The sequence below is a fragment of the Staphylococcus sp. IVB6181 genome, assembly GCF_025561445.1.
Taxonomy (GTDB): domain Bacteria; phylum Bacillota; class Bacilli; order Staphylococcales; family Staphylococcaceae; genus Staphylococcus; species Staphylococcus simulans_B.
Genome location: NZ_CP095096.1, coordinates 594813 through 615255 on the forward strand (window position 1 = coordinate 594813; position 20443 = coordinate 615255).

Below are 20443 nucleotides of genomic sequence, written 5' to 3' on the forward strand. Positions count from 1 at the left end.
TTTTAAGTTGTGATATTATGCAAATGAAGTAATAAAATCAAAGCAAGGAGAGAAAATCAGTGTGAAGAAGAAACTTATTTGGATTGCTTCGATCATCGCAGCTGTTTTAGTCTTATTTATTGTTGCTGTGATTGTGAAGAATGCAACCGGTACATCGAATAGTGAGGATACATATCAAGTCTTTAAAGTTAAAAAAGAAAGCCCGTTAACTATGCAAGGCAAGGCTTCTCCAGAAACAGTGAAGTCTTATAAAAATAATTCGTCGATAGGGGATTATATCAATACTACCGTTTCAGACGGCCAAGAAGTTGAGAAAGGTCAACAAATTATTACTTATAATACTAATAATCATCAGCGTCAAAGTCTTGTAAATAAAGTGAATGAAGCAGAACAAGCAAGACAAAAGGCACAAGAAGCGGTCAATCGTGCACCGAATGATACACAAGCAAATCAACAATTATCTGATGCACAAAGCCAGTTAGATAAAGCGAATCAATCTTTAAATCAATTAGATAATCAAATCAATGACAGTTTGTTCGCGGCATTTGACGGCAAAATTGAAATCGAACAAGATGAAAATCCTAATGAAGGAGATACTATTCTGCAATTGATTTCAAAAAATCCGCAAATCAAAACAACAGTCTCTGAATATGATTTAAGCAAAATCAAAGAAGGCCAAAAAGTCGAATATACTGTAAGCAGTACAGGGAAAAAAGGTTTCGGTGAAATTTTAAAAATCTCTGAATTGCCGACAAACTATGAAGAACAATTAAACAGCGGCGGTATGAGCGGCGCAGCAGCCGCCCAAGGCGGAGACTCATCAGAAGAAGGTATGGATACAGCACAAGCATCAAATCCAGTTGTGAATGATATTTCCGGCAAAGGAGATGCAAGTGATGCATCTAAATATACGGTGCTCATCGGACAATTGTCATCACCGGTACGTCCAGGATTATCTTTAGATGCAGCTGTTACGACAGATAAAGTGAAACTGCCGTCTAATGTATTAGGCAAAGATAATACTGTTTATGTGCTGAATAAAGATAATAAAGTTGAGAAACGTAAAGTGAAAATTGAAAAACAAAATGGCGATATTTATGTGAAGTCAGGAGTCAAAACTGGAGAACGTTTAGTAAAACACCCGAAAGCATCTCTGAAAAATGGTGATGCAATTGAGGTGAAACAATGATTAAGCTGGATAAGATTAATCGTTCTTTTAAAAATGGCAACAAGGTGAACCATATCTTAAAGGATATTTCCCTGGAAATAAAGAAAGGGGAATTCATCGCAATCATGGGTCCTTCCGGTTCAGGGAAAAGTACGCTGATCAATATTATCGGCTTCATTGACAGAGGTTATGAAGGCAACTACTATTTCAACGATAAAAGTTATAAAGAAAGTTCTGATAACCAACTCGCAGAAATCAGAAACCGTGTGGTAGGATTTGTCTTTCAAAACTTCAAGCTGATTCAAAATAATACAGTGTTGGAAAATGTCAGCATTCCTTTAGTTTATGCAGGTATCGGCAGTCAAGAACGCAAGCAGCGTGTAATAGAAACACTGCATAATGTAGGGTTGTATGACAAAGAGCATTTAGTGCCCAATAAATTATCCGGAGGTCAGCAGCAGCGTGTTGCGATTGCGCGTTCTGTAGTCAACGAACCGGAATTCATCATCGCAGATGAACCGACAGGAGCATTAGACTCGAAAACTTCTGAAGATATCATGCAGTTATTTACACGTTTGAATAAGGAAAAGCATACGACCATGATTATGGTGACACATGATAGAGCTGTCGCAGAAAAAGCAGACCGCATTATTCATATCTTAGATGGACGCATCCAAGAAGAAGAGGTGGTAAAATGAACCGATTTTCAAACATTCTGGCGGTATCATTACGCTCTATTATGAAAAACAAACGCCGCAATATCTTTACAATGATCGGTATTATTATCGGTATTGCGGCAGTCATTACCATCATGTCTTTAGGTAACGGATTTAAGAAAACGGCTAATGAACAATTTTCAGATTCAGGTGCCAGCAAAGATACAGCTTTAATCAGTTATATGCAATCTCTGGATAGCAGCAGCAATGATAAAATCGATCCGTTTTCACCTAGCGATATCACTTTAGCAGAAAATGTAGAGGGTGTTGAAAAAGCACAAAAGAAACAAGATAAAAACCAGTCATTCAAAGCTAAAGTGACCAATTCTCAAAAGAACGGCGATGCGAACATTTACATTAATAAGCATTATAAAAAGGTCAGTAAAGGCAAAGGGTTTACAGAAGATGACAATGATTTAGCTGAAAAAGTAGTAACGATAGATAAAAAGCTGGCGAAATCATTGTTCCATCAACCCAAAAAAGCTGTAAACCGTACCTTATATATTAATGGTCAAGGTTTTAAAATTGCAGGTGTCACTAATGGTGATCAATTTGAAACAAATACAGTGCATATGCCAATAAAGACTTTTGAACGCTACTTGCCGAATCTGACACAAGATTTTGTGCAGTTGGAAGTGAAAATCGAAGAAGGTTCGAATAAGAAAGACGTTGCACAAAAAGTTGCAAAGACTTTAAGTAAAAAAGGCACCGGACAAGCCAATGGCAGTTATCAGTACTCTGATATGGAACAAATGATGAAGGGTATCGAAAAAGTATTTGATGCGATTACTTATTTCGTAGCGGCAGTCGCTGGTATTTCACTATTCATTGCCGGTATCGGTGTAATGAATGTGATGTATATTTCAGTTGCTGAACGTTCTGAAGAAATTGCAATAAGACGTGCTTTCGGCGCAAAAGCAAGAGATATCGAAATACAGTTCTTAGTTGAAAGTGTGGTCTTATGTTTAATCGGGGGCATCATCGGATTAGTATTAGGTATTGCGATTGCCTCTCTTGTTGATGCGGTCACACCGGATTATATTAAGAGTGCAGTGACTCTAGGATCTGTGCTGCTTGCTGTAGGTGTCTCATCTTTAATCGGTATTGTTTTCGGTTGGATTCCTGCACGTGCAGCAGCTAAGAAAGAATTAATTGATATCATTAAATAGTCTTTTTTTAACCGGGTGAACGTTATCGTTCCTCGGTTTTTTATAATGAGAATATCGGGTACATTTTAGAGAAGCAGTTGATTATTTCTTTGAAAGTGGATATGTTTAATTTAACGAATTAAAAACGTTCTGAAAGGGGGTACAAAGGTTTTGGATATTAAACAAATGGGATACTTTATCGCAGTGGTACAATACGGGGGTATGACGAATGCATCCAGAGAGTTGTTTATTGCACAGCCGACAATCAGTAAAGCAATTAAAGATTTAGAAAATGAACTCGGCAGTGCTTTATTTGATCGCAGCAAGCGTCATTTAACCTTAACAGACAGCGGTGAAATCTTTTATAAAAAGTCATTGGAAATTATGAATCTTTTCGAGAATCTGCCGAAAGAAGTCAATCAGCTTAAAGGGCTTGAAGCAGGACATATAAGTATTGGTTTATCTGCGGTTATGAATATGAATAAATTCATTGAAACATTAGGAAACTTCCACCAGCTGTATCCAAACATTACTTATAACTTAGTAGAAAACGGCGGTAAAGCGTTAGAGTCTCAAATTATCAATAATGAGATCGATATCGGTATTACAACATTGCCTGTAGATAGTGCAATCTTTGAATCGATTCCGCTCTACACAGAAGATTTACTTTTGGTTGTCAGCGAAACACATCCGCTTGCAGATAGAGAGGTCGTAGAGATGCATGAACTCGCAAATGAGGACTTTATCTTATTTAATGAAGATTTCTATTTAAATGATAAGATTATTGAAACTGCGAAGCGGTCTGGCTTTGTACCGAAAACGATTTCTAAAATTTCTCAGTGGAACTTTATCGAAAACTTATTAACTGCCGGATTAGGTGTCAGTATTCTTCCGGAAAATATCGTTAAGATGCTAAACGGTCCGATACATAGCTCAAAGATTAATGATACTGCGATGCGATGGCAATTAGGAGTTATATGGAAGAAAGAAAAATATATTAATTATGCGACAAGAGAATACATTGATTACATGAAATCATCATTAACGATGCAAGATTAAGAAAGAGCGGCGTACTTTACAAACAGTTGTAGGGTATGCCGCTTTTAAAGCATAAAGTATATGGTATATGTAGCAAGATAGATAACTGTACGTTATGAAGAAGCAGCAGATCAATAAAGTTCATCTAAATGTCATAAAGCGGTTAAAAGCGAATGTTTGAAGCAAAACCTGATTCAAATCAATCTATAACTGTCATACTTGTGCGTTTAAGCAAGATTAAAGCAGTGGTTGTTCGGTAAAGCCGAGCAGCCGTGTTTTTGCGAAACAATGCCGAATGCTAACAATAGGATAAAGGGGTAAATACTGTATGGCCATGGTGTAATCTTCAGAAAATTTCGATTTGAATGAAAAGCAATAGATGGTATCGCTTACATAGAAAAAAGTAATAGATACTATCTAAAATCGATATTTTTATGATACACAAAATTGTCATACAATAGGGAATGTAAGTCAAAAGAATATGTATAAATGATGATGGACACTTAGGTTCAGACACCAGAACCGACATGAAAATGACCATTTATACAGTTAAACAAAAGAAAGGTGTTAGCTTATGACATCGAAAGTTTTAAAGATTATCTTTCAAATTATCTTGATTATGGGCATCACGTATTTAGGCAACACCCTTCAACGCCTTTTGCATATTCCATTAGCTGGAAGTATCGTCGGCCTAGGACTCTTTTTCCTACTTTTACAATTTAAAATTATACCTGTCAAATGGGTCGAAGCGGGTTCAAACTTCCTTTTAACAACGATGGTCTTTTTCTTTATTCCATCTGTCGTTGGTGTAATGGATATCATAGGCGACATTCACCTTAATTTTATTGTGTTCTTCGGCGTCATTATTCTCGGCACAATTGCTGTCGCTTACGTCTCTGGGCTTATTGCCGAGAAAATGGCTAGAAGACTCCATGGTGATAAGGGGAGTCACACATTATGATTATTATTAAAGACATCGTTATGATCTTGCTCACAGTATTCATGTATATCGCAGCAAAGAAATTGCACAAACGGTTCCCAAGTCCGTTTTTAAATCCAGCCTTAGTTGCTTCAATCGGAATCATAATCGTGTTATTATTATTCCGCCAGAATTATAATTCTTACATGGCCGGCGGACATTTAATCAATTATCTGCTGAGCTGTACGGTTGTATGTTTAGCATATCCGCTGTATATTAACCGTCATAAAATCTTTGAGAATTTTAATATTATTTTTACAAGCGTATTAACTGGCGTATTACTCAACTTTGTGTTAGTTTATTTCTCGTTGAAGATTCTAGGCTTCGATAAGGAAGAAATTGTAACACTGTTGCCAAGATCAATTACTGCAGCAGTCGGTATCCAAGTATCGCATCAGATGGGCGGTGCGGATACGATTACAGTATTGTTCATTATTACGACTGGTTTAATCGGCAGTATGCTTGGTTCAATGCTGCTTCGCATGGGCAACTTCAGAACTTCCATTGCAAAAGGGCTTGCATTCGGAAATGCATCTCATGCGTTCGGTACGGCTAAAGCACTGGAATTGGATTTAGAATCCGGTGCATTCAGTTCAATCGGTATGATTTTAACTGCAGTTATCAGTTCTGTATTATTACCGATTCTTATCATTTTGTTTTATTAAGAGTTTTATATATAACGACGCTCAAGCATAACGAAGTATCAAACACTAACTAAAGGGTAGTTTGAATACAGTTACTTTTTTTAATGAATAGAAAGGGGCTATTTTTAAAATGGCAAAAATTAAAGCAAATCAAGCACTTGTAGAAGCGTTACTACAATGGGATATTGATCATTTATACGGAATCCCTGGCGACTCAATCGATGCGGTAGTAGACAGCTTGCGTACAGTAAGCGAACAAATCAAATTCTATCATGTTCGTCATGAAGAAGTAGGAAGCTTAGCAGCAGCATCTTACACTAAACTTACTGGTAAAATCGGCGTGTCATTAGCAATCGGAGGACCAGGTGCAATCCACTTATTAAATGGTATGTATGACGCTAAAATGGACGGTGTTCCTCAATTAGTATTAGTTGGTCAATCTAACAGCAACTTATTAGGAACTAAAGCTTTCCAAGAAACAAACTTATTAGACTTATGTAATGATGTTTCTGTTTACAACCGTCAAATCAGCGAAAAAGATGATGATATCTTCGGTATCGTAAACGAAGCTATCAAAACAGCTTATGAGAAAAAAGGTGTGGCAACTTTAATCTTGCCTAACAACTTATTAACTCGCAAAGTTAAAGACACAACTAACAAACCAGTTAATAAAAAACGCCCAACAATCCCAGCTCCAAACCAAGCTAAAATTAAAAAAGCAGCTAAATTAATCAACAAAGCTAAAAAACCTGTATTATTAATGGGTACTGGTGCTAAACATGCTGGTCCGGAAGTAGAAGCTTTCATTAACAAAGCTAAAATCCCTACAATCATTACTTTACCAGCTAAAACAATCATCCCTGATGATCACCCGTACAACTTAGGAAATATTGGTAAAATCGGTACTAAACCAGCATATCAAGCAATGCAAAATGCTGACTTATTAATCATGGTTGGTACAAACTATCCTTACGTTGACTATCTACCTAAGAAAAATATCAAAGCAGTTCAAATCGACGTTGATCCGAAAGCAATCGGACACCGTTTCAAAGTGAACTCTGGAATTATCGGCGACGCTAAAACTTCATTAATCGAATTAAACGACTTAGTGAAACCAGTTAAAAGCCGTAAATTCTTAGACGAAGCTTTAGATAACATGAAAACTTGGAAAGAATGGATGCAAAAAGACCTTGATAATGATGCATTCCCAATTCGTCCAGAACACTTAATGGGTGCAATCAACAGAGAAGCAGACAACGATGCTGTTTACTCAATCGACGTAGGTACATCTACAGTTTGGTCTACACGTTACCTAAGCCTTAAACCAAGCAACGAATTCATTATTTCAAGCTGGTTAGGTACTATGGGTTGTGCATTACCAGGAGCAATTGCTTCTAACGTAGCATTCCCTAACCGTCAAGTTATCGGTATCGCTGGTGACGGTGCATTCCAAATGGTAATGCAAGACTTCGCAACTGCAGTTCAATACAACATGCCGATGGTTATCTTCATCATGAACAACAAAGAATTGGCATTCATCAAATATGAACAACAAGCAGCTGGTGAATTAGAATATGCTATCGACTTCTCAGATATGGATATGGCTAAATTCGCTGAAGCATGCGGCGGTGCTGGTTACACATTGAAAGACCCAGCTGACATCGACACTATCGTTGAAGCTGCATTAAACGAAGACCGTCCAACAATCGTTGACGTACACGTTGATGCAAATGCTGCACCACTTCCAGGTAAAATCGTACCTGACGAAGCAATCAACTATGCTAAATGGGCATACAGATCTATTACTGAAGATAAAAAATTAGACTTAGAAGAAATTCCACCGCTTTCAGTAGCAGCAAAACGTTTCTTATAATTTGAGAGATAATCAAATATAATTTCTAATATTCAAGCAGCGTGTAATGATTCGTTTCATTACACGTTGCTTTTTTCTCTTTAATCGATATTGAAATATTCAGTTAATTCTACTATAATCAGGATATTATTCAAAAGAGAAAGCAGGGGATTGTGCTAATGATGTTATACCTTCCGATAGATGATAATTTGAAACTCGTGCAGCCAGAAATACAAATGGCACAATCGTTATTTAATGTGATTGAGCAAGAAAGAGCGTTCCTCTCAACTTATCTTCCTTTTATTGATCACACGCTTTCAGTTCAAGATGAGATAGAATTTATTAAATTGATGCTTGCACATCAATCAAGAGGCACAGGCAGATTATTTTTAATTTACTATCAAGACCAGCTCGTAGGTACGATAGACTTGCATCAAGTGAACCAAGATCATCAGAAAGCCTGGGTAGGCTATTGGCTGAGCAGTCAATATAATGGTCGAGGGATTATGACACGTTGTTTGACTGCACTATGCGACTTTGCATTTAATTCATTGAACCTGAATAAATTATCGATTCATGCGAATATCAAAAATGAACCAAGTATAAACGTAGCTAAACGTGCAGGATTTCAATATGTCGGTACCGATAAAGAAGAATTGTATGAACGTGGACAATATGAAGATTTTGTAAGATATGCATTGCTTAAGCGTGAATTCAATTCACAAAATTCATTATAAATTAAGGTAACGCCTGTCAACGTTTAAAGGAGTTTTGTTATACTGATAACGTAAGTTTCGAGATAGGAGTTGTCAGTAATGAATGAGCGTAAATTAGTCGCAGAAAGTGAAATAGAAGTCAACGGCTATGACATAGATGCAATGGGCATTGTCAGCAACATTGTATATATCCGATGGTTTGAAGATTTAAGAACGTTATTTATTAATCAGCATATGAATTATTCTGAAATGATGAAACAATCGATTTCTCCGATTTTGATGCATACTGAAGCAGATTATAAAATACCAGTCACAATTCATGATTGCCCGGTCGGCAGATGCTGGTTAACAAAAATCAGCCGAATGAAATGGGTCTTTGAATTTGAAATCAGTTCAGGTGATAAAGTACATTGCAAAGGCAAGCAATACGGCGGCTTTTTCAATTTGGAAGAACAGAAAATCATACCTGTTCCAGATGTCTTCAGAAATATTTAATGCACACTAGTAATGGTCAATCTTCGAAAACACTATGTTTTCGGAGATTTTGTAATATACATATCAGAAAAGAGGCATGATAGGCATGACACACCAGCAACATCCGCATTTAACAGCGCTTAAAGCTGCTTTCCCTCAAACCATCCCCATCTTTGCGGGTTTTTCTTTTATCGGCATTGCGTACGGGATTTATATGCATTCGTTAGGATTTCATCCTATTTATGCAATGTTGATGAGTTTATTGATTTTCGCAGGTTCTATGGAATTTGTGGCCGGCAGTTTATTGCTTGCGCCGTTTAATCCTTTTAGTGTCTTTATTCTGACGCTGATGCTGAATTCCAGACATTTATTTTATGGTATTTCGATGTTAGACCGCTTTAAAGGCACAGGCAAATATAAACCGTATTTGATTTTTGGGATGTGTGATGAGACCTTTGTCATCAATAATATGGCAAATGTACCTAAACATGTGGACCGCACATTGTTTATGTTTTATGTCACATTGCTCAATCAGATTTATTGGTTCTTAGGCACAACAGTCGGCAGCTGGTTCGGTGTGTTTATCAAGTTTGATACTACAGGCTTAGACTTTGTGATGGTTGCTCTCTTTGTGGTCATTTTCTTAGAATCATGGCTTAAAGAAAAGAATCATGCCAGTGCACTTATCGGGTTAATCTTACCGACAATTTGCCTCATCCTCTTTGGACCGAACCACTTTATCTTGCCTTCAATGATTTTAATTGTCATTGCTTTAACGTTGTTGAGAGGCTATTTCAGCAGAAAGGGTGTGGCTTAATATGACTTTGACGCAGCAAATTATCACAATCGGTGTGGTCGTCATCGGGACAATGTTAACTCGATTCTTGCCGTTTTTGATTTTCTCGAAAGACAAGCCGACACCTAAATTTATTCAATATCTCGGTACTGTACTGCCTGCTGCAGTATTTGGATTTTTAGTCGTCTATGCTTTACGCAAAACACCTGTGTTAACCGGCAATCATGGCATGCCTGAACTAATCGCAATATTAGTCATCATCTTATTGCATGTCATTAAACGCAATATGCTGATATCTATTGCAGGGGGAACGATTGTCTATATGTTATTAGTGCAATTTGTATTTTAAAAGCAATCCATCATGATGCATGGATTGCTTTTTTAAAATTATAGTTGTTTGTTAATGGCTTTCTTCGAATCGATTTGTTTTCCAAATAAAGACAGAAAGCATCCATATCAAAATGAAGACCGCAACAAGAATATAACCTAAGTGGTCGAATTCAATGGCTGCGATAGTATTCCAAAAGCCGCCTTGCAAATGGAAGTGATCAATCAGAATTTGCATAAGTTCTACCATACCGATGATAAGTGCCGCAATAACAGATATCGCAGTGATTGTGATATTGTAATAGATTTTGCGTACAGGTTTTAAGAAAGCCCAATGATATGCGGACTGCATTAATAGGCCGTCTAATTTATCTAACAAACTCATGCCGGCCGCAAAGAGCAGCGGCAAGGCTAAGATGCCGATGAGTGAAATGGATTGTTCAGAGGCCCCTGAAGAGAGCGCCAGTAAAGCAATTTCACTTGCAGTATCAAACACTAATCCAAAGAGGAAGCCTAACGGCAATACATGCCAGCTTTGATTGATACATTTGAAATAAGGACCGACGAAGCGGTTGATCAAGCCGCGTGAAGCGAGCAGTTCATCTAACTGTTCGTGGTGCAGATGCTCTGAACGCAAGCGCATAAACAAACGTATCAATGCGATAAGAATGATTAAATTCAAAATACCGATTAACAGTAAGAACATACCGGAAACAATCGTGCCGATGATACCACCGGCAGCTTGGAAAGCAGGCAGCTGATGTTTCGCAAAGCGGACTGAAATTCCCAGCAGCAACGCCATTATAAATACGACACTGGAATGGCCGATAGAGAAATAAAAGCCGACGCCGATCGGATTTTTCTTTTCTTGCATTAATTTACGTACTGTATTATCGATTGCGGCAATATGGTCAGCATCAAAAGCATGTCTCAGTCCTAAAGTATAAGCTAACAGTCCCATGCCGAACAGCACAGGATGTGTTTGTCCTGCGATAAATAAAAATAGCAATCCCAGCCCATGCAACGCTGCGACAATAATCAAATAGGGGAGGATAGGTTGTTTAGGTATAAGATGATGATTCAATAGGTGTCAACTGCTTTCTGTTTAAATTTAGTGTTAAGCAACGTTATTATTTTAATACTGAGGCCGGTGAAAGTAAAAGGTTATTGTATGTTTTCAAAGAAAAAGACATCAGCGTGTATGTCATCATGTGTAAGGGGTAAAGGAAGTATAATGGTAATTTTAAGGATTGAAAGAGAGAGAGGTTTTGAATGTGTCAGACATCAATTATATTTCATCATTTGACGATGTGAACCTTTACAGCAAGATCACATTAGGGGAAAGACCTATCGCGAACTTAATTATTGTGCAGGGATTAACGGAAGACTTAGATGATTATGATAGTGTGGCTTCGTTTTTTAATGAGTACGACTATAATGTAATTCGTTATGATCAGCGCGGTCATGGCAATACTCCCGGGGAAGAGAAGCTGTTGGACCATGTGGATGTAGTGATTGAAGATTTGAAAGCAGTTGTGGATTATGTGAAAGACAACTTGCACGGCAAAGTGTTTATCTTGGGGCATGGTGTAGGCGGTACGATAGCTACATTATTCGGTATCAGATATCCGCATCAAGTATACGGTTATATTTCTGCTGGCGGGTTATCGCCGACAGGCCAGCCGGTCTTTCGTGATGATGCGGTGGATCAATCTGTTGAGCTTCAAAGTCATGGCAGAGAAGAAAATTTGAAGAAGCATATGATGATTAAGACGTTTCGTGAAGCGGTACGCAAAATGGATATCGAGTTTTCAAAGTTTGATGACAGAGTATTAATAATGCATGGCGGCAGCGACAGAGTAGTAAGTTCGGATGATGCGATAGAGTTCTTCAAAAAATCCAAAACAACGCATAAAGCTTTAAGAATTTATGATGGGCTGGATCATGAGTTATTAAATGTATCTTCATATCGTGGTATGTTATTATCAGATATTGTAAATTGGTTAGAATTTGAAATGTCGATGGATGAGGCAGCGAAATAATCAGATTTTCAAGATGATTTTTTGTTGCGAAGCATTCCAACCACTCAAGGAGTATGAATGAAAATGAAGAAAACACAACCTACGTTACATGATATTGCGAGAATTTCTGGACTCTCGATTGCGACAGTCAATCAGATTTTAGAAGATAAACGCCATGTGGCAAATGATAATGCACGTACACGTGTCGTTGAAGCATTAGAAATGTTAGGTTATGAACCCAGTCGCTATATTCAATCTTTACGCGGAGAAAGTGTTAAGACTATCGCATTTATTATGCCGAGACATGATGCCTATTATGCTTCGATTATCGATGCGATAGAACATCAAGAAGGTTCTGAAGGCATTCGTATTATTGCGATGGCTTCTAATGAACAAGCTGCGCGTCAAGATGCATTGATCGATTGGTTCGTTTCACAACAAGTCGACGGCATCATCGTATCTCCGGTTTCTGCACAAATGCGTATTGCGAAACGCTGGAGAGATATTCCGATGGTTATTATTGATAATCAAATTGAAGACGGTTTATTGCCGTATATCGGTATGAACTACGAAGATACAACATATCGAGCAGCAGAACATTTATTGCAGCACAATCATAAAGCCATTGCACTGATTCTAGGCAATGAAGCATCCAGTGCGACAGCAGATTCCAGAATGGGCTATAAAGCTGCACTTGAAGATTTTGAATTTCAAATGGATGAGCGCCTGATTGCGTATCAATATACAGATTTAAGTTTAAATGCGACAGAGCGTTATGGTTATGAGACAACTCAAGCATTATTCAGTCAAGCACAGCATCCGACAGCATTAATCGCAGCGAACCATGCGATGCTGACTGGTATTTTGCAAGCATTGAAAGCACAAGAGTTATCTGTACCAGAAGATGTCGCAGTCGTTACATTAGAAGAAAACAGCTGGAATAAAGTACATGCGCCTGAACTGACTTCTGTCGGTATTGATTCAGAAACGATCGGCGCATCGATTTTCAAGCGATTGAAACAGTACTTTGATGGCGAAACCGATACGATTGCATCAGATTGGTTAGCCGCACGTTTGAACGAGAGAGCATCCAGCCGTAAACATCTATAAAGTACGTGAAAACAAAATAATACAATAAAAACAGACCTGGTCAGCATGTCTTAAAGAAAGGGAGAAAAGACATAGCATGTGACGAGGTCTGTTTTTTTAGGGATTTTAGAAATGATACACTAGGGATTTTTAAAATGCTTTTGATTGTTTGTTTAACGGATACATTTAAGGGTTTTGTCTGCGCACCCTTATAAGGGCAACAGTGAATATTACAATACCAATAATAATGGCTATGACAGCACCTGATTCTGGATGGTCAACGTGTCCTGCTTTTGGCAAGGCAGCATATGATGATTGTTCGCTTTGATGTTTTGTGCTTGCATCTTGCCCAGTTTGACCTTCTGAAGCTGCTGCTGATTTTTGATTCTCATTGTTTTGTACCGCTTTTTGCTGATGGGTTGTGGACTCAGCAGCTGCTGCTTTGCTAACTTCATTTGCATCTGCTTTGCTTGCTGCTGAAGGGCGCGTGTGAGTATTTGATGAAGAAGCAGTATCGGGTTGATCTTCTGCACCATCAGCCACAAGAGTTGTACTTGATGCGTTAGGGTTGTCATCAAGGGATTGAGATGTTTCTGAATTTTGGACCAAAGCGGATTGCTTAGCGGACTGTTCGTTTGAGACATCATTATTTTCGGCAGCGTTTATCACTCCAGGCATATTAGTAAATAGTAAACCGCTTAAAGCGATTGTTGAAACATGAAGCAAGCATTTCTCTTTACTTAACTTCATACGCATGAAAACAACACTCCTATTCCAAAATGAAAGTGTCATGTCATCCATGGTGTCAACTGGCAATGTGTAAATCCAAAAGGATGAAACAGACGATTTCGACAACAACGAAGAAAGTTGAAAGCAGCTGCGGATATGTTATTTATGAAGGGTTCATTGGGATGTACAAATGATAAATAAGAATAGTATTGCTTTCCGTCAGCACTTTAATGTTCAACTTCTTCAACTCTAGGATGGCATAGGAATGTTAAGCAGGATTTAATCTGAGTTAAAGGATTGATAAACTTCGTAAATATTCAGTATATTAGAACATTTTCACTATGAAAGGTCTATGAAAACTTGGAGTGTCAGGGCATGAAGGACTAAACCCGACAAATTGTGTATAATTCGTTGGTTTAAAGTTATTTTGCAAAGTGTTATAGTTACATGTGGAAAATAATTTGTATAGACAAATGATGATAAAAAGCTAAAGGGAGTTATTATCATTATTTTTCGGGTTCGTAGATTATTTTTATTTATGATTTAGTGTTTGAAATATCAATAGATGTTTATACTAATTGTGACAACTTTATATACAAAGTACGAATATTTAGGAATATATATCAAGAAAACAGAGTAATTATAACCTAATTAAATAGTTTGTGAAATTATTCGCAATATGTTCACAATTAATATAATTAAGCTATTGAAAACGCTTCATCAAAGGTAGTATGATGTCGGTGGTAGGAAAATTAAATATAGTAGGAAAAGAGGTCATTTGGCATGGATATTATTTTAGGAACTGGGACGTTATTGCTAGTCCTATTAGCAATGTCTTTATTCTTAAAGTTCGCTCCTTACGGTAAACAGGGGCTGCAAGCACTATCAGGTGCTGCTTGTGCGACATTCTTGCCGCAAGCGTTCTTAAGTTACGCAATCGGCGGTGTGTTTCACATTGAATTCTTCCAAAGAATAGGAGATATGGCTGGGAGTTTAAGCGGTATCGCAGTAGGTATTTTAACAGGTATGAAAATGGGTATCTCACCTGTTTTCGCAGTAATCATCGGTTTAGTATTACACGATCAAAAATTACTTCCTGCATTTATCGCAGCTTACTTAGTCAGCTTCTTAATTAAATTAATTGAGAAAAAAGTACCAGAAGGCTTAGACTTGATTGTAGTGATTTTAGTGGCTCCGGCATTAACATTCGGAATCGCTGGATTAATTTCACCAGGAGTAATGGCTGTGTTAAGACAAATCGGTGGTGCGATTACAGCAGTTGGTGACAACAATCCATATGCACTCGCAGTTATTTTAGGTTTAATCGTTCCAGTAGTAGGTATGACACCATTAAGTTCTATGGTATTAACAAGTCTATTAGGCTTAACAGGTGTTCCAATGGCAATCGGTGCATTAGCTTGTACAGGTTCATCATTCGTTAACTTCATGTTATTCAGAACACTTAAAATCGGCGGCTTAGGTAAAGCATTCGCTGTTGCAGTTGAACCATTAACACAAATTGATACGATAGCGAAGTATCCGATTCAACTCTATGGCGCAAACGCCATTGTCGGTATGTTTAACGCGATCATCGTTACTATTGCAGGTTTAGTAATCAATGTAACGGGAATGGCAACACCAATAGCTGGTGCTATTGTATTATTCGGATTCAACAAACCTATTCCATCAGCTATTACAATCGTAGCTGTCATTGTAACAAGTATCATTCTTGGCTGGATTTTAGGTAAAGTAATCCAAAAAATCAACTTCAAGAAAATTACTGACAAACTACCAGGTAAAAAAGCTCAACCGTCAGAAGCAAATTAATAGAACATTTCTTATAAAGAGATTAAGGAGATGACATTACGCTATGGCACGTAAACATGACTACCAAAGCGCATTTGATATCATAGGTCCAGTAATGATGGGACCATCAAGTTCACACACTGCAGGTGCAGTTAAAATAGGCAACGCAGCAAGAATGGTATTGCAAGGCGAACCAGAAGATATTGAAGTTCATTATTATGAATCGTTCGCACAAACACATTTAGGTCACGGTACTGATGTTGCGATTATCGGAGGTTTACTCGGTTACAGTACGTTCGACGAACGTATTAAAAACGCAGTAGATATCGCAAAAGATGAAGGTATCGGTGTTCGTTTCATTGAAGAAACAGGCAGAAGCTTAGGTGAACACCCTAACTGTGCATTAATCAAAGCAAAACAAGGAGATCGCCACATTGAATTAAACGGTATTTCAATCGGCGGCGGTACAATTAAAATCAAAAGCATTAATGTCAATGGTCAATGTATTCTAATGAACCATGGTTTACCATTATTAGAAATCGATGGACCAACAGATAATGCGACAATCAACCATTTGATTAACGATTTAATCGAACATGGTGCAGACATCAACGAAGAAATTAAAACAATTAATCCTGATGGCTGTTTAATGGCATTGCATTTAAACAAAGCTTTATCAGAAGACGTACTGAATAAATTGAGAGAAAAGTATAGCGACTTAAACTTTGCATATATAAAATAAAGAGGTGTAATGTATGTTTGATTCAATTAAAGAGATCATAGATTATGCGAATGAACATGATATGAAATTCTCAGAAATTATGATTCAAGAAGAGATGGAATTGAGCGGTAAATCTCGTGAAGAAATCCGCGAACAAATGAGAACAAACTTAGAAGTAATGCGCGACGCAGTTGAAAAAGGGACAACTGGCGAAGGCGTAAAAAGTGTTACAGGGTATACTGGCCAAGATGCCATTAAAATCAAAAACTACAATGATAACAACCACGCGTTAGCTGGTAAAGAAATGATGCAAGCGGTTATGGGCGCAGTTGCGACAAACGAAGTTAACGCAGCAATGGGTATCATTTGTGCAACTCCGACAGCTGGTTCCTCGGGTACAATCCCAGGTACACTATTCAAATTAGAAGCATCACACAATCTTACAGAAGATCAAATGGTAGACTTCTTATTTGCAGCTTCAATCTGCGGACGTGTTGTAGCTAACAACGCAAGTGTTGCAGGCGCAACTGGCGGCTGCCAAGCTGAAGTAGGTTCAGCAGCAGCAATTGCAGCAGCAGCGGCAGTTGAAACGTTCGGCGGTTCTCCTGAAGCATCTGGTCATGCTTTAGCAATCGCAATCAGCAACCTTTTAGGTCTAGTATGCGACCCAGTTGCAGGATTAGTAGAAATTCCATGTGTTATGCGTAACGCGATCGGTTCAGGCAACGCATTAATTTCAGCTGACTTAGCATTAGCTGGCGTAGAAAGCCGTATCCCAGTTGATGAAGTTATCGAAGCTATGGATAAAGTAGGTCGTAACTTACCAGCTGAATTACGTGAAACTGGTTTAGGCGGTTTAGCAGGTACACCTACAGGTGAAGCAATCAAACGTAAAATCTTCGGAGACTCTGAAGTTAAATCATAATTGCTGATAAAATATGTAAATTCCATTTAAAAGATAGATTAATGGTTTTTGAGAAACACACAATCACTAAAAGGTTGTGTGTTTTTCTTTATGCATTTATAAATTTTCACAAAATTCAAAATTTATATTGCAAATTATCACTTTTATAGGTAAACTAGTCAAAAGGGGATGATGGGATATGATAACTCGATTATTATTAATTTTTGTAGCTTTCATCATTAACTCAGCTATCACATTTTATCTGACGGATATCGGGACAATGATGAATAACTTATTGAAGTCTATGTCAATCAGTATGATCATTGTATTCTTATTCTATTACACTAAGTTAATGATGGAGATAAAAGGGGAATAACTAAATCAGCAACTTTCTAAATGAGATGACTTCGAGGGCATCTCATTTTTTATTTCATTGAAAGGATGAATATCATGTCAATACTCGTTATCATTGCACATCCCAACCTAAACGAAAGCACAGTAAATCAAGCTTGGAAGGAACAACTAAAACAGCATTCTGAGTTAGTGGATGTACATGATTTGTATCAAGCGTATCCTAACGGCAAAATTGATGTAGAAAAAGAACAACATCTCATAGCGCAATATAATCATATAGTATTTCAGTATCCTGTATTCTGGTTGAATTATCCGCCGCTCTTGCAAGAATGGTTCGATCAAGTTTATTCAGGAGACTTTGATTTTGATTCGGACGGCTTGAAAGGAAAACGTTTCGCTTTAGCAGTGTCATGCGGTCAGCCGAAAGCCCATTATCAAAAAGATAATGCTATCGGATTTACGTTAGAAGAAATTTGTTCGCCGATTATCGGTGTCGTACATTTAGTCGGAGGAAAATTCTTCGACATTCATGCGATATATGAAACAGACAAGATTAATAATAAATCAGAATTAGCTGGAAATACGGCAGATTATATCCGTTTCCTTGAAAAATTTTCAGCTTATTAAATTAAGCAGTTTCCTTTAGTCTCTTGATAGGCTCCACTATACTATAGGTGACTACATATGATGAGGAGCGAAATATAAATGGAACAACAAGCGATACGCGAACAAATTTTAGACGCATTCAATTTCAGACATGCGACAAAACGTTTCAACCCAGATAAAAAAATCAGCTCAGAAGATTTCCACACAATTATTGAATCAGGACGTCTGTCACCAAGTTCTATCGGATCAGAACCATGGCGTTTCCTAGTCGTTCAAAATGAAACATTGCGCCAAAAATTAAAAGAAGTCTCATGGGGTGCACAAGGCCAATTAGATACTGCCTCTCACTTTGTGATTATCTTAGCACGCAAAAACGTACGTCCAGGTACTGAATACTTAACACACATTATGAAAGAAATTAAAAATGTACCAGATGATATATTAGACGATATGAACCAACGTTATGAAGCGTTCCAAAATGACAGTTTGGATCTTTATGAAAGTGAACGTTCATTATGGGATTGGGCCAGCAAACAAACTTACATTGCATTAGGCAATATGATGTCTGTTGCTGCGTTCTTAGGTGTAGACTCATGTCCGATTGAAGGCTTCGGTATGAAAGAGGTCACACAATTGCTTTCTGAAGAAGGTATTATGAATGAAGATGAATTCTTGCCCTCAGTAATGGTCGCATTCGGTTATCGTGCAGATGAACCTAAACGCGGCAAAACACGTCAAGCTTACGATGACGTTATTGAATGGATTGAATAATATTTTATAGACCTGGGTTAAGCAGCTCAGGTCTTTTGTTGGTTCTCCACCATTTGTGGTGGGTGAATAATTTAAAGAACTTAATTTTGATTGGAATTCTTCGAATTCTATCATTTAGACAACCATCCGATGTACGGGTCTGGTTGTCTTTTTCTTTTTGTTTTTAAATAAACTAAATACCAGCATTATACGGTTTCTTAAGTTATTAAAGCTTCTGTATCCATATGAAATTCGCTTAATTAACTTTATTTTATTGTTAATACCCTCTATTGCACCGTTATTTAATAAGGGATTGTAAATCGTATTTCGAAGTATTTCTTGGTGCTTTCTAAAAAATGTTACTACTTTCCATATGTTTTTACTGATTGAGTTTTTATCAACATCGTTCAAACGATTGATAAAATCTTTCCAATTACATAATTTTAAACTTTCGCGTAAATCATGTACTAGTTCGTATGAATTTTTTAACTTTTCATCTGTTTGAAGCATAAAATTCACTAGATCATAACCTTTTTTATAACATCTAAAGGAACCATCCCAAATACCATCCATCATGAAGAGTTTACGTTTGTCTGTTAAAAGAAGTCTCCATTTGTTCTTTAAAACAGGGTATTCCCTTCCTTCTTTGTCTTTATAACGATTCATTACTTCTCTGCGATAGAAGTTTAACTCTCTATTCATGTGCTGAACGATATGAAATCTATCAAAGATTATAGATGCATTAGGAAAGAGCTTTTTAAATAAGAATAAATAGGGTTCAAACATATCAATGGTAATTGTTTTAACTTTAAGTCTATTTTTTCGATCAAAGCGTTCAAAATAAGCTTTTAAATAACCCGAAGTTCTGTTTTCTAAGACATCTAGAAATTCATGTGTGTCATTGTTAATAAATATAAAACTCATTAAGCCAGTCACACTCTTTACACTTCTAAATTCATCCATTGCCAAATGTTCAGGTAGATTATCGAAAGGCTTGATAAGTAAAGTATTGACTGCTTTATTTCGAATACGACGTACTGTAGATGGAGAAACACAGTTGTCTTCTGCAGTATCTATTTCTGTTTTGACTTTCGTGGCTTCTTCAATTATTTTTTGATTCACATAATTAGAAATAAATCGTGTCTTATCTACGACATCAGTTTCAGCAGTAAAAGTTGTATTACACTCTAAACACTTAAAGCGCTGTTTGGCTAAGTTTAGATATGTATTATAGCCTTGAGTTTTAAGCAAGGTAATACGAGAAACTCGTTTACCATGCTTATGAATTTGTCCTTCATTTTTAATTCCGCAGCAAGGACAAGCCGAAGGCTTATACGTAAGTACAGCATTAACAACCGTAGACTTCTTTCCTTTTACTATTACATCAATATCTTGGCTAACAAATTTGATATTTTTATCTTTTATTCTTAGTATTTCTAATGTATCATTACACATAGGCGCACTTGTCTCCTTTAATTTGGGTTTGGTCACTTTAAATTATAGAGGCAATTGCGCTTTTTGTGTATCGAAAAAGGCGGGAAGTTTTACCTTCCCACCATAAAAGATGAAGAACCCTTTTGTTTTGTTCAGTTATACAATATAAAT

General features: G+C 37.2%; 22 protein-coding genes. 19 read left to right on the forward strand and 3 right to left on the reverse strand.

Annotated features, from left to right (window positions below):
• The first annotated feature begins 61 nt into the window (after window positions 1–61).
• The 11 genes from MUA90_RS02540 to MUA90_RS02590 all read left to right on the forward strand — a co-directional run bounded on the left by MUA90_RS02540 (window position 62) and on the right by MUA90_RS02590 (window position 9880).
• Window positions 62–1189 (forward strand): efflux RND transporter periplasmic adaptor subunit, encoded by a 1128-nt coding sequence (locus tag MUA90_RS02540; protein ID WP_262588142.1) that lies wholly within the window; start codon window positions 62–64, stop codon window positions 1187–1189.
• Complete coding sequence (locus MUA90_RS02545; RefSeq protein WP_262588143.1) at window positions 1186–1866, forward strand: ABC transporter ATP-binding protein; 681 nt, start codon at window positions 1186–1188, stop codon at window positions 1864–1866. The genes MUA90_RS02540 and MUA90_RS02545 overlap by 4 nt, the downstream gene beginning before the upstream one ends.
• Complete coding sequence (locus tag MUA90_RS02550; protein ID WP_262588144.1) at window positions 1863–3053, forward strand: ABC transporter permease; 1191 nt, start codon at window positions 1863–1865, stop codon at window positions 3051–3053. The genes MUA90_RS02545 and MUA90_RS02550 overlap by 4 nt, the downstream gene beginning before the upstream one ends.
• A gap of 150 nt (window positions 3054–3203) precedes the next feature.
• Complete coding sequence (cidR, locus tag MUA90_RS02555) at window positions 3204–4091, forward strand: cidABC operon transcriptional activator CidR (protein ID WP_262588146.1); 888 nt, start codon at window positions 3204–3206, stop codon at window positions 4089–4091.
• A gap of 553 nt (window positions 4092–4644) precedes the next feature.
• Window positions 4645–5031 (forward strand): CidA/LrgA family protein, encoded by a 387-nt coding sequence (locus MUA90_RS02560; protein WP_262588148.1) that lies wholly within the window; start codon window positions 4645–4647, stop codon window positions 5029–5031.
• Window positions 5028–5714: an LrgB family protein gene (locus MUA90_RS02565; RefSeq protein WP_262588150.1), complete on the forward strand. Its 687-nt coding sequence runs from the start codon at window positions 5028–5030 to the stop codon at window positions 5712–5714. Before MUA90_RS02560 ends, MUA90_RS02565 begins: the two co-directional genes overlap by 4 nt.
• A 109-nt stretch (window positions 5715–5823) precedes the next feature.
• Window positions 5824–7566: a pyruvate oxidase gene (locus MUA90_RS02570; protein ID WP_262588152.1), complete on the forward strand. Its 1743-nt coding sequence runs from the start codon at window positions 5824–5826 to the stop codon at window positions 7564–7566.
• Window positions 7567–7724: 158 nt separating this feature from the next.
• On the forward strand, window positions 7725–8282 hold the full coding sequence (locus MUA90_RS02575) for a GNAT family N-acetyltransferase (RefSeq protein ID WP_262588153.1): 558 nt from the start codon (window positions 7725–7727) through the stop codon (window positions 8280–8282).
• A 78-nt stretch (window positions 8283–8360) separates the two neighbouring features.
• The gene (locus tag MUA90_RS02580) at window positions 8361–8756 is read left to right on the forward strand and encodes an acyl-CoA thioesterase (RefSeq protein ID WP_262588154.1); all 396 of its coding nucleotides are present in this window, start codon (window positions 8361–8363) and stop codon (window positions 8754–8756) included.
• A gap of 85 nt (window positions 8757–8841) precedes the next feature.
• Window positions 8842–9552 carry an AzlC family ABC transporter permease gene (locus MUA90_RS02585; protein WP_262588156.1) on the forward strand — a complete coding sequence of 237 codons (711 nt, stop codon included), beginning with the start codon at window positions 8842–8844 and terminating at the stop codon, window positions 9550–9552.
• Between the two features lies 1 nt (window position 9553).
• Window positions 9554–9880, forward strand: a complete 327-nt coding sequence (locus tag MUA90_RS02590; RefSeq protein ID WP_262588157.1) for a branched-chain amino acid transporter permease — start codon at window positions 9554–9556, stop codon at window positions 9878–9880.
• Between the two features lie 51 nt (window positions 9881–9931).
• Here the strand turns inward: MUA90_RS02590 and MUA90_RS02595 are convergent, their stop codons facing one another.
• Entirely contained in the window at window positions 9932–10942 is a 1011-nt protein-coding gene (locus MUA90_RS02595) for a HoxN/HupN/NixA family nickel/cobalt transporter (protein WP_262588159.1), read from the reverse strand.
• 190 nt (window positions 10943–11132) lie between these two features.
• Here MUA90_RS02595 and MUA90_RS02600 point away from each other — a divergent pair, with 190 nt between their 5' ends.
• Together MUA90_RS02600 and MUA90_RS02605 are read left to right on the forward strand one after the other, a co-directional pair.
• Window positions 11133–11900 (forward strand): alpha/beta hydrolase, encoded by a 768-nt coding sequence (locus tag MUA90_RS02600; RefSeq protein WP_114602666.1) that lies wholly within the window; start codon window positions 11133–11135, stop codon window positions 11898–11900.
• Between the two features lie 63 nt (window positions 11901–11963).
• The gene (locus tag MUA90_RS02605; RefSeq protein ID WP_262588160.1) at window positions 11964–12989 is read left to right on the forward strand and encodes a LacI family DNA-binding transcriptional regulator; all 1026 of its coding nucleotides are present in this window, start codon (window positions 11964–11966) and stop codon (window positions 12987–12989) included.
• Window positions 12990–13154: 165 nt separating this feature from the next.
• Here MUA90_RS02605 and MUA90_RS02610 read toward each other — a convergent pair whose 3' ends face one another.
• On the reverse strand, window positions 13155–13724 hold the full coding sequence (locus MUA90_RS02610; protein ID WP_262588162.1) for a hypothetical protein: 570 nt from the start codon (window positions 13722–13724) through the stop codon (window positions 13155–13157).
• Between the two features lie 756 nt (window positions 13725–14480).
• On the opposite strand from MUA90_RS02610, the gene MUA90_RS02615 reads away from it, so the two are divergent.
• The 6 genes from MUA90_RS02615 (at window position 14481) to MUA90_RS02640 (ending at window position 18859) form a co-directional block, all read left to right on the forward strand.
• Window positions 14481–15524: a PTS sugar transporter subunit IIC gene (locus MUA90_RS02615; protein WP_262588163.1), complete on the forward strand. Its 1044-nt coding sequence runs from the start codon at window positions 14481–14483 to the stop codon at window positions 15522–15524.
• Window positions 15525–15567: 43 nt separating this feature from the next.
• Complete coding sequence (gene sdaAB / locus MUA90_RS02620; RefSeq protein WP_105993083.1) at window positions 15568–16245, forward strand: L-serine ammonia-lyase, iron-sulfur-dependent subunit beta; 678 nt, start codon at window positions 15568–15570, stop codon at window positions 16243–16245.
• Window positions 16246–16258: 13 nt separating this feature from the next.
• Window positions 16259–17149 (forward strand): L-serine ammonia-lyase, iron-sulfur-dependent, subunit alpha, encoded by an 891-nt coding sequence (sdaAA, locus tag MUA90_RS02625; protein WP_105993084.1) that lies wholly within the window; start codon window positions 16259–16261, stop codon window positions 17147–17149.
• A 178-nt stretch (window positions 17150–17327) separates the two neighbouring features.
• Window positions 17328–17504, forward strand: coding sequence for a hypothetical protein (locus MUA90_RS02630; protein ID WP_162912115.1), 177 nt, complete (start codon window positions 17328–17330; stop codon window positions 17502–17504).
• Window positions 17505–17578: 74 nt separating this feature from the next.
• Window positions 17579–18109, forward strand: a complete 531-nt coding sequence (locus MUA90_RS02635) for an NAD(P)H-dependent oxidoreductase (RefSeq protein ID WP_262588164.1) — start codon at window positions 17579–17581, stop codon at window positions 18107–18109.
• A 78-nt stretch (window positions 18110–18187) separates the two neighbouring features.
• Complete coding sequence (locus MUA90_RS02640) at window positions 18188–18859, forward strand: NAD(P)H-dependent oxidoreductase (protein ID WP_262588166.1); 672 nt, start codon at window positions 18188–18190, stop codon at window positions 18857–18859.
• Between the two features lie 114 nt (window positions 18860–18973).
• On the opposite strand, the gene MUA90_RS02645 is transcribed toward MUA90_RS02640, so the two are convergent.
• Window positions 18974–20293: an ISL3 family transposase gene (locus tag MUA90_RS02645; RefSeq protein ID WP_262586934.1), complete on the reverse strand. Its 1320-nt coding sequence runs from the start codon at window positions 20291–20293 to the stop codon at window positions 18974–18976.
• Between the last annotated feature and the right edge of the window lie 150 nt (window positions 20294–20443).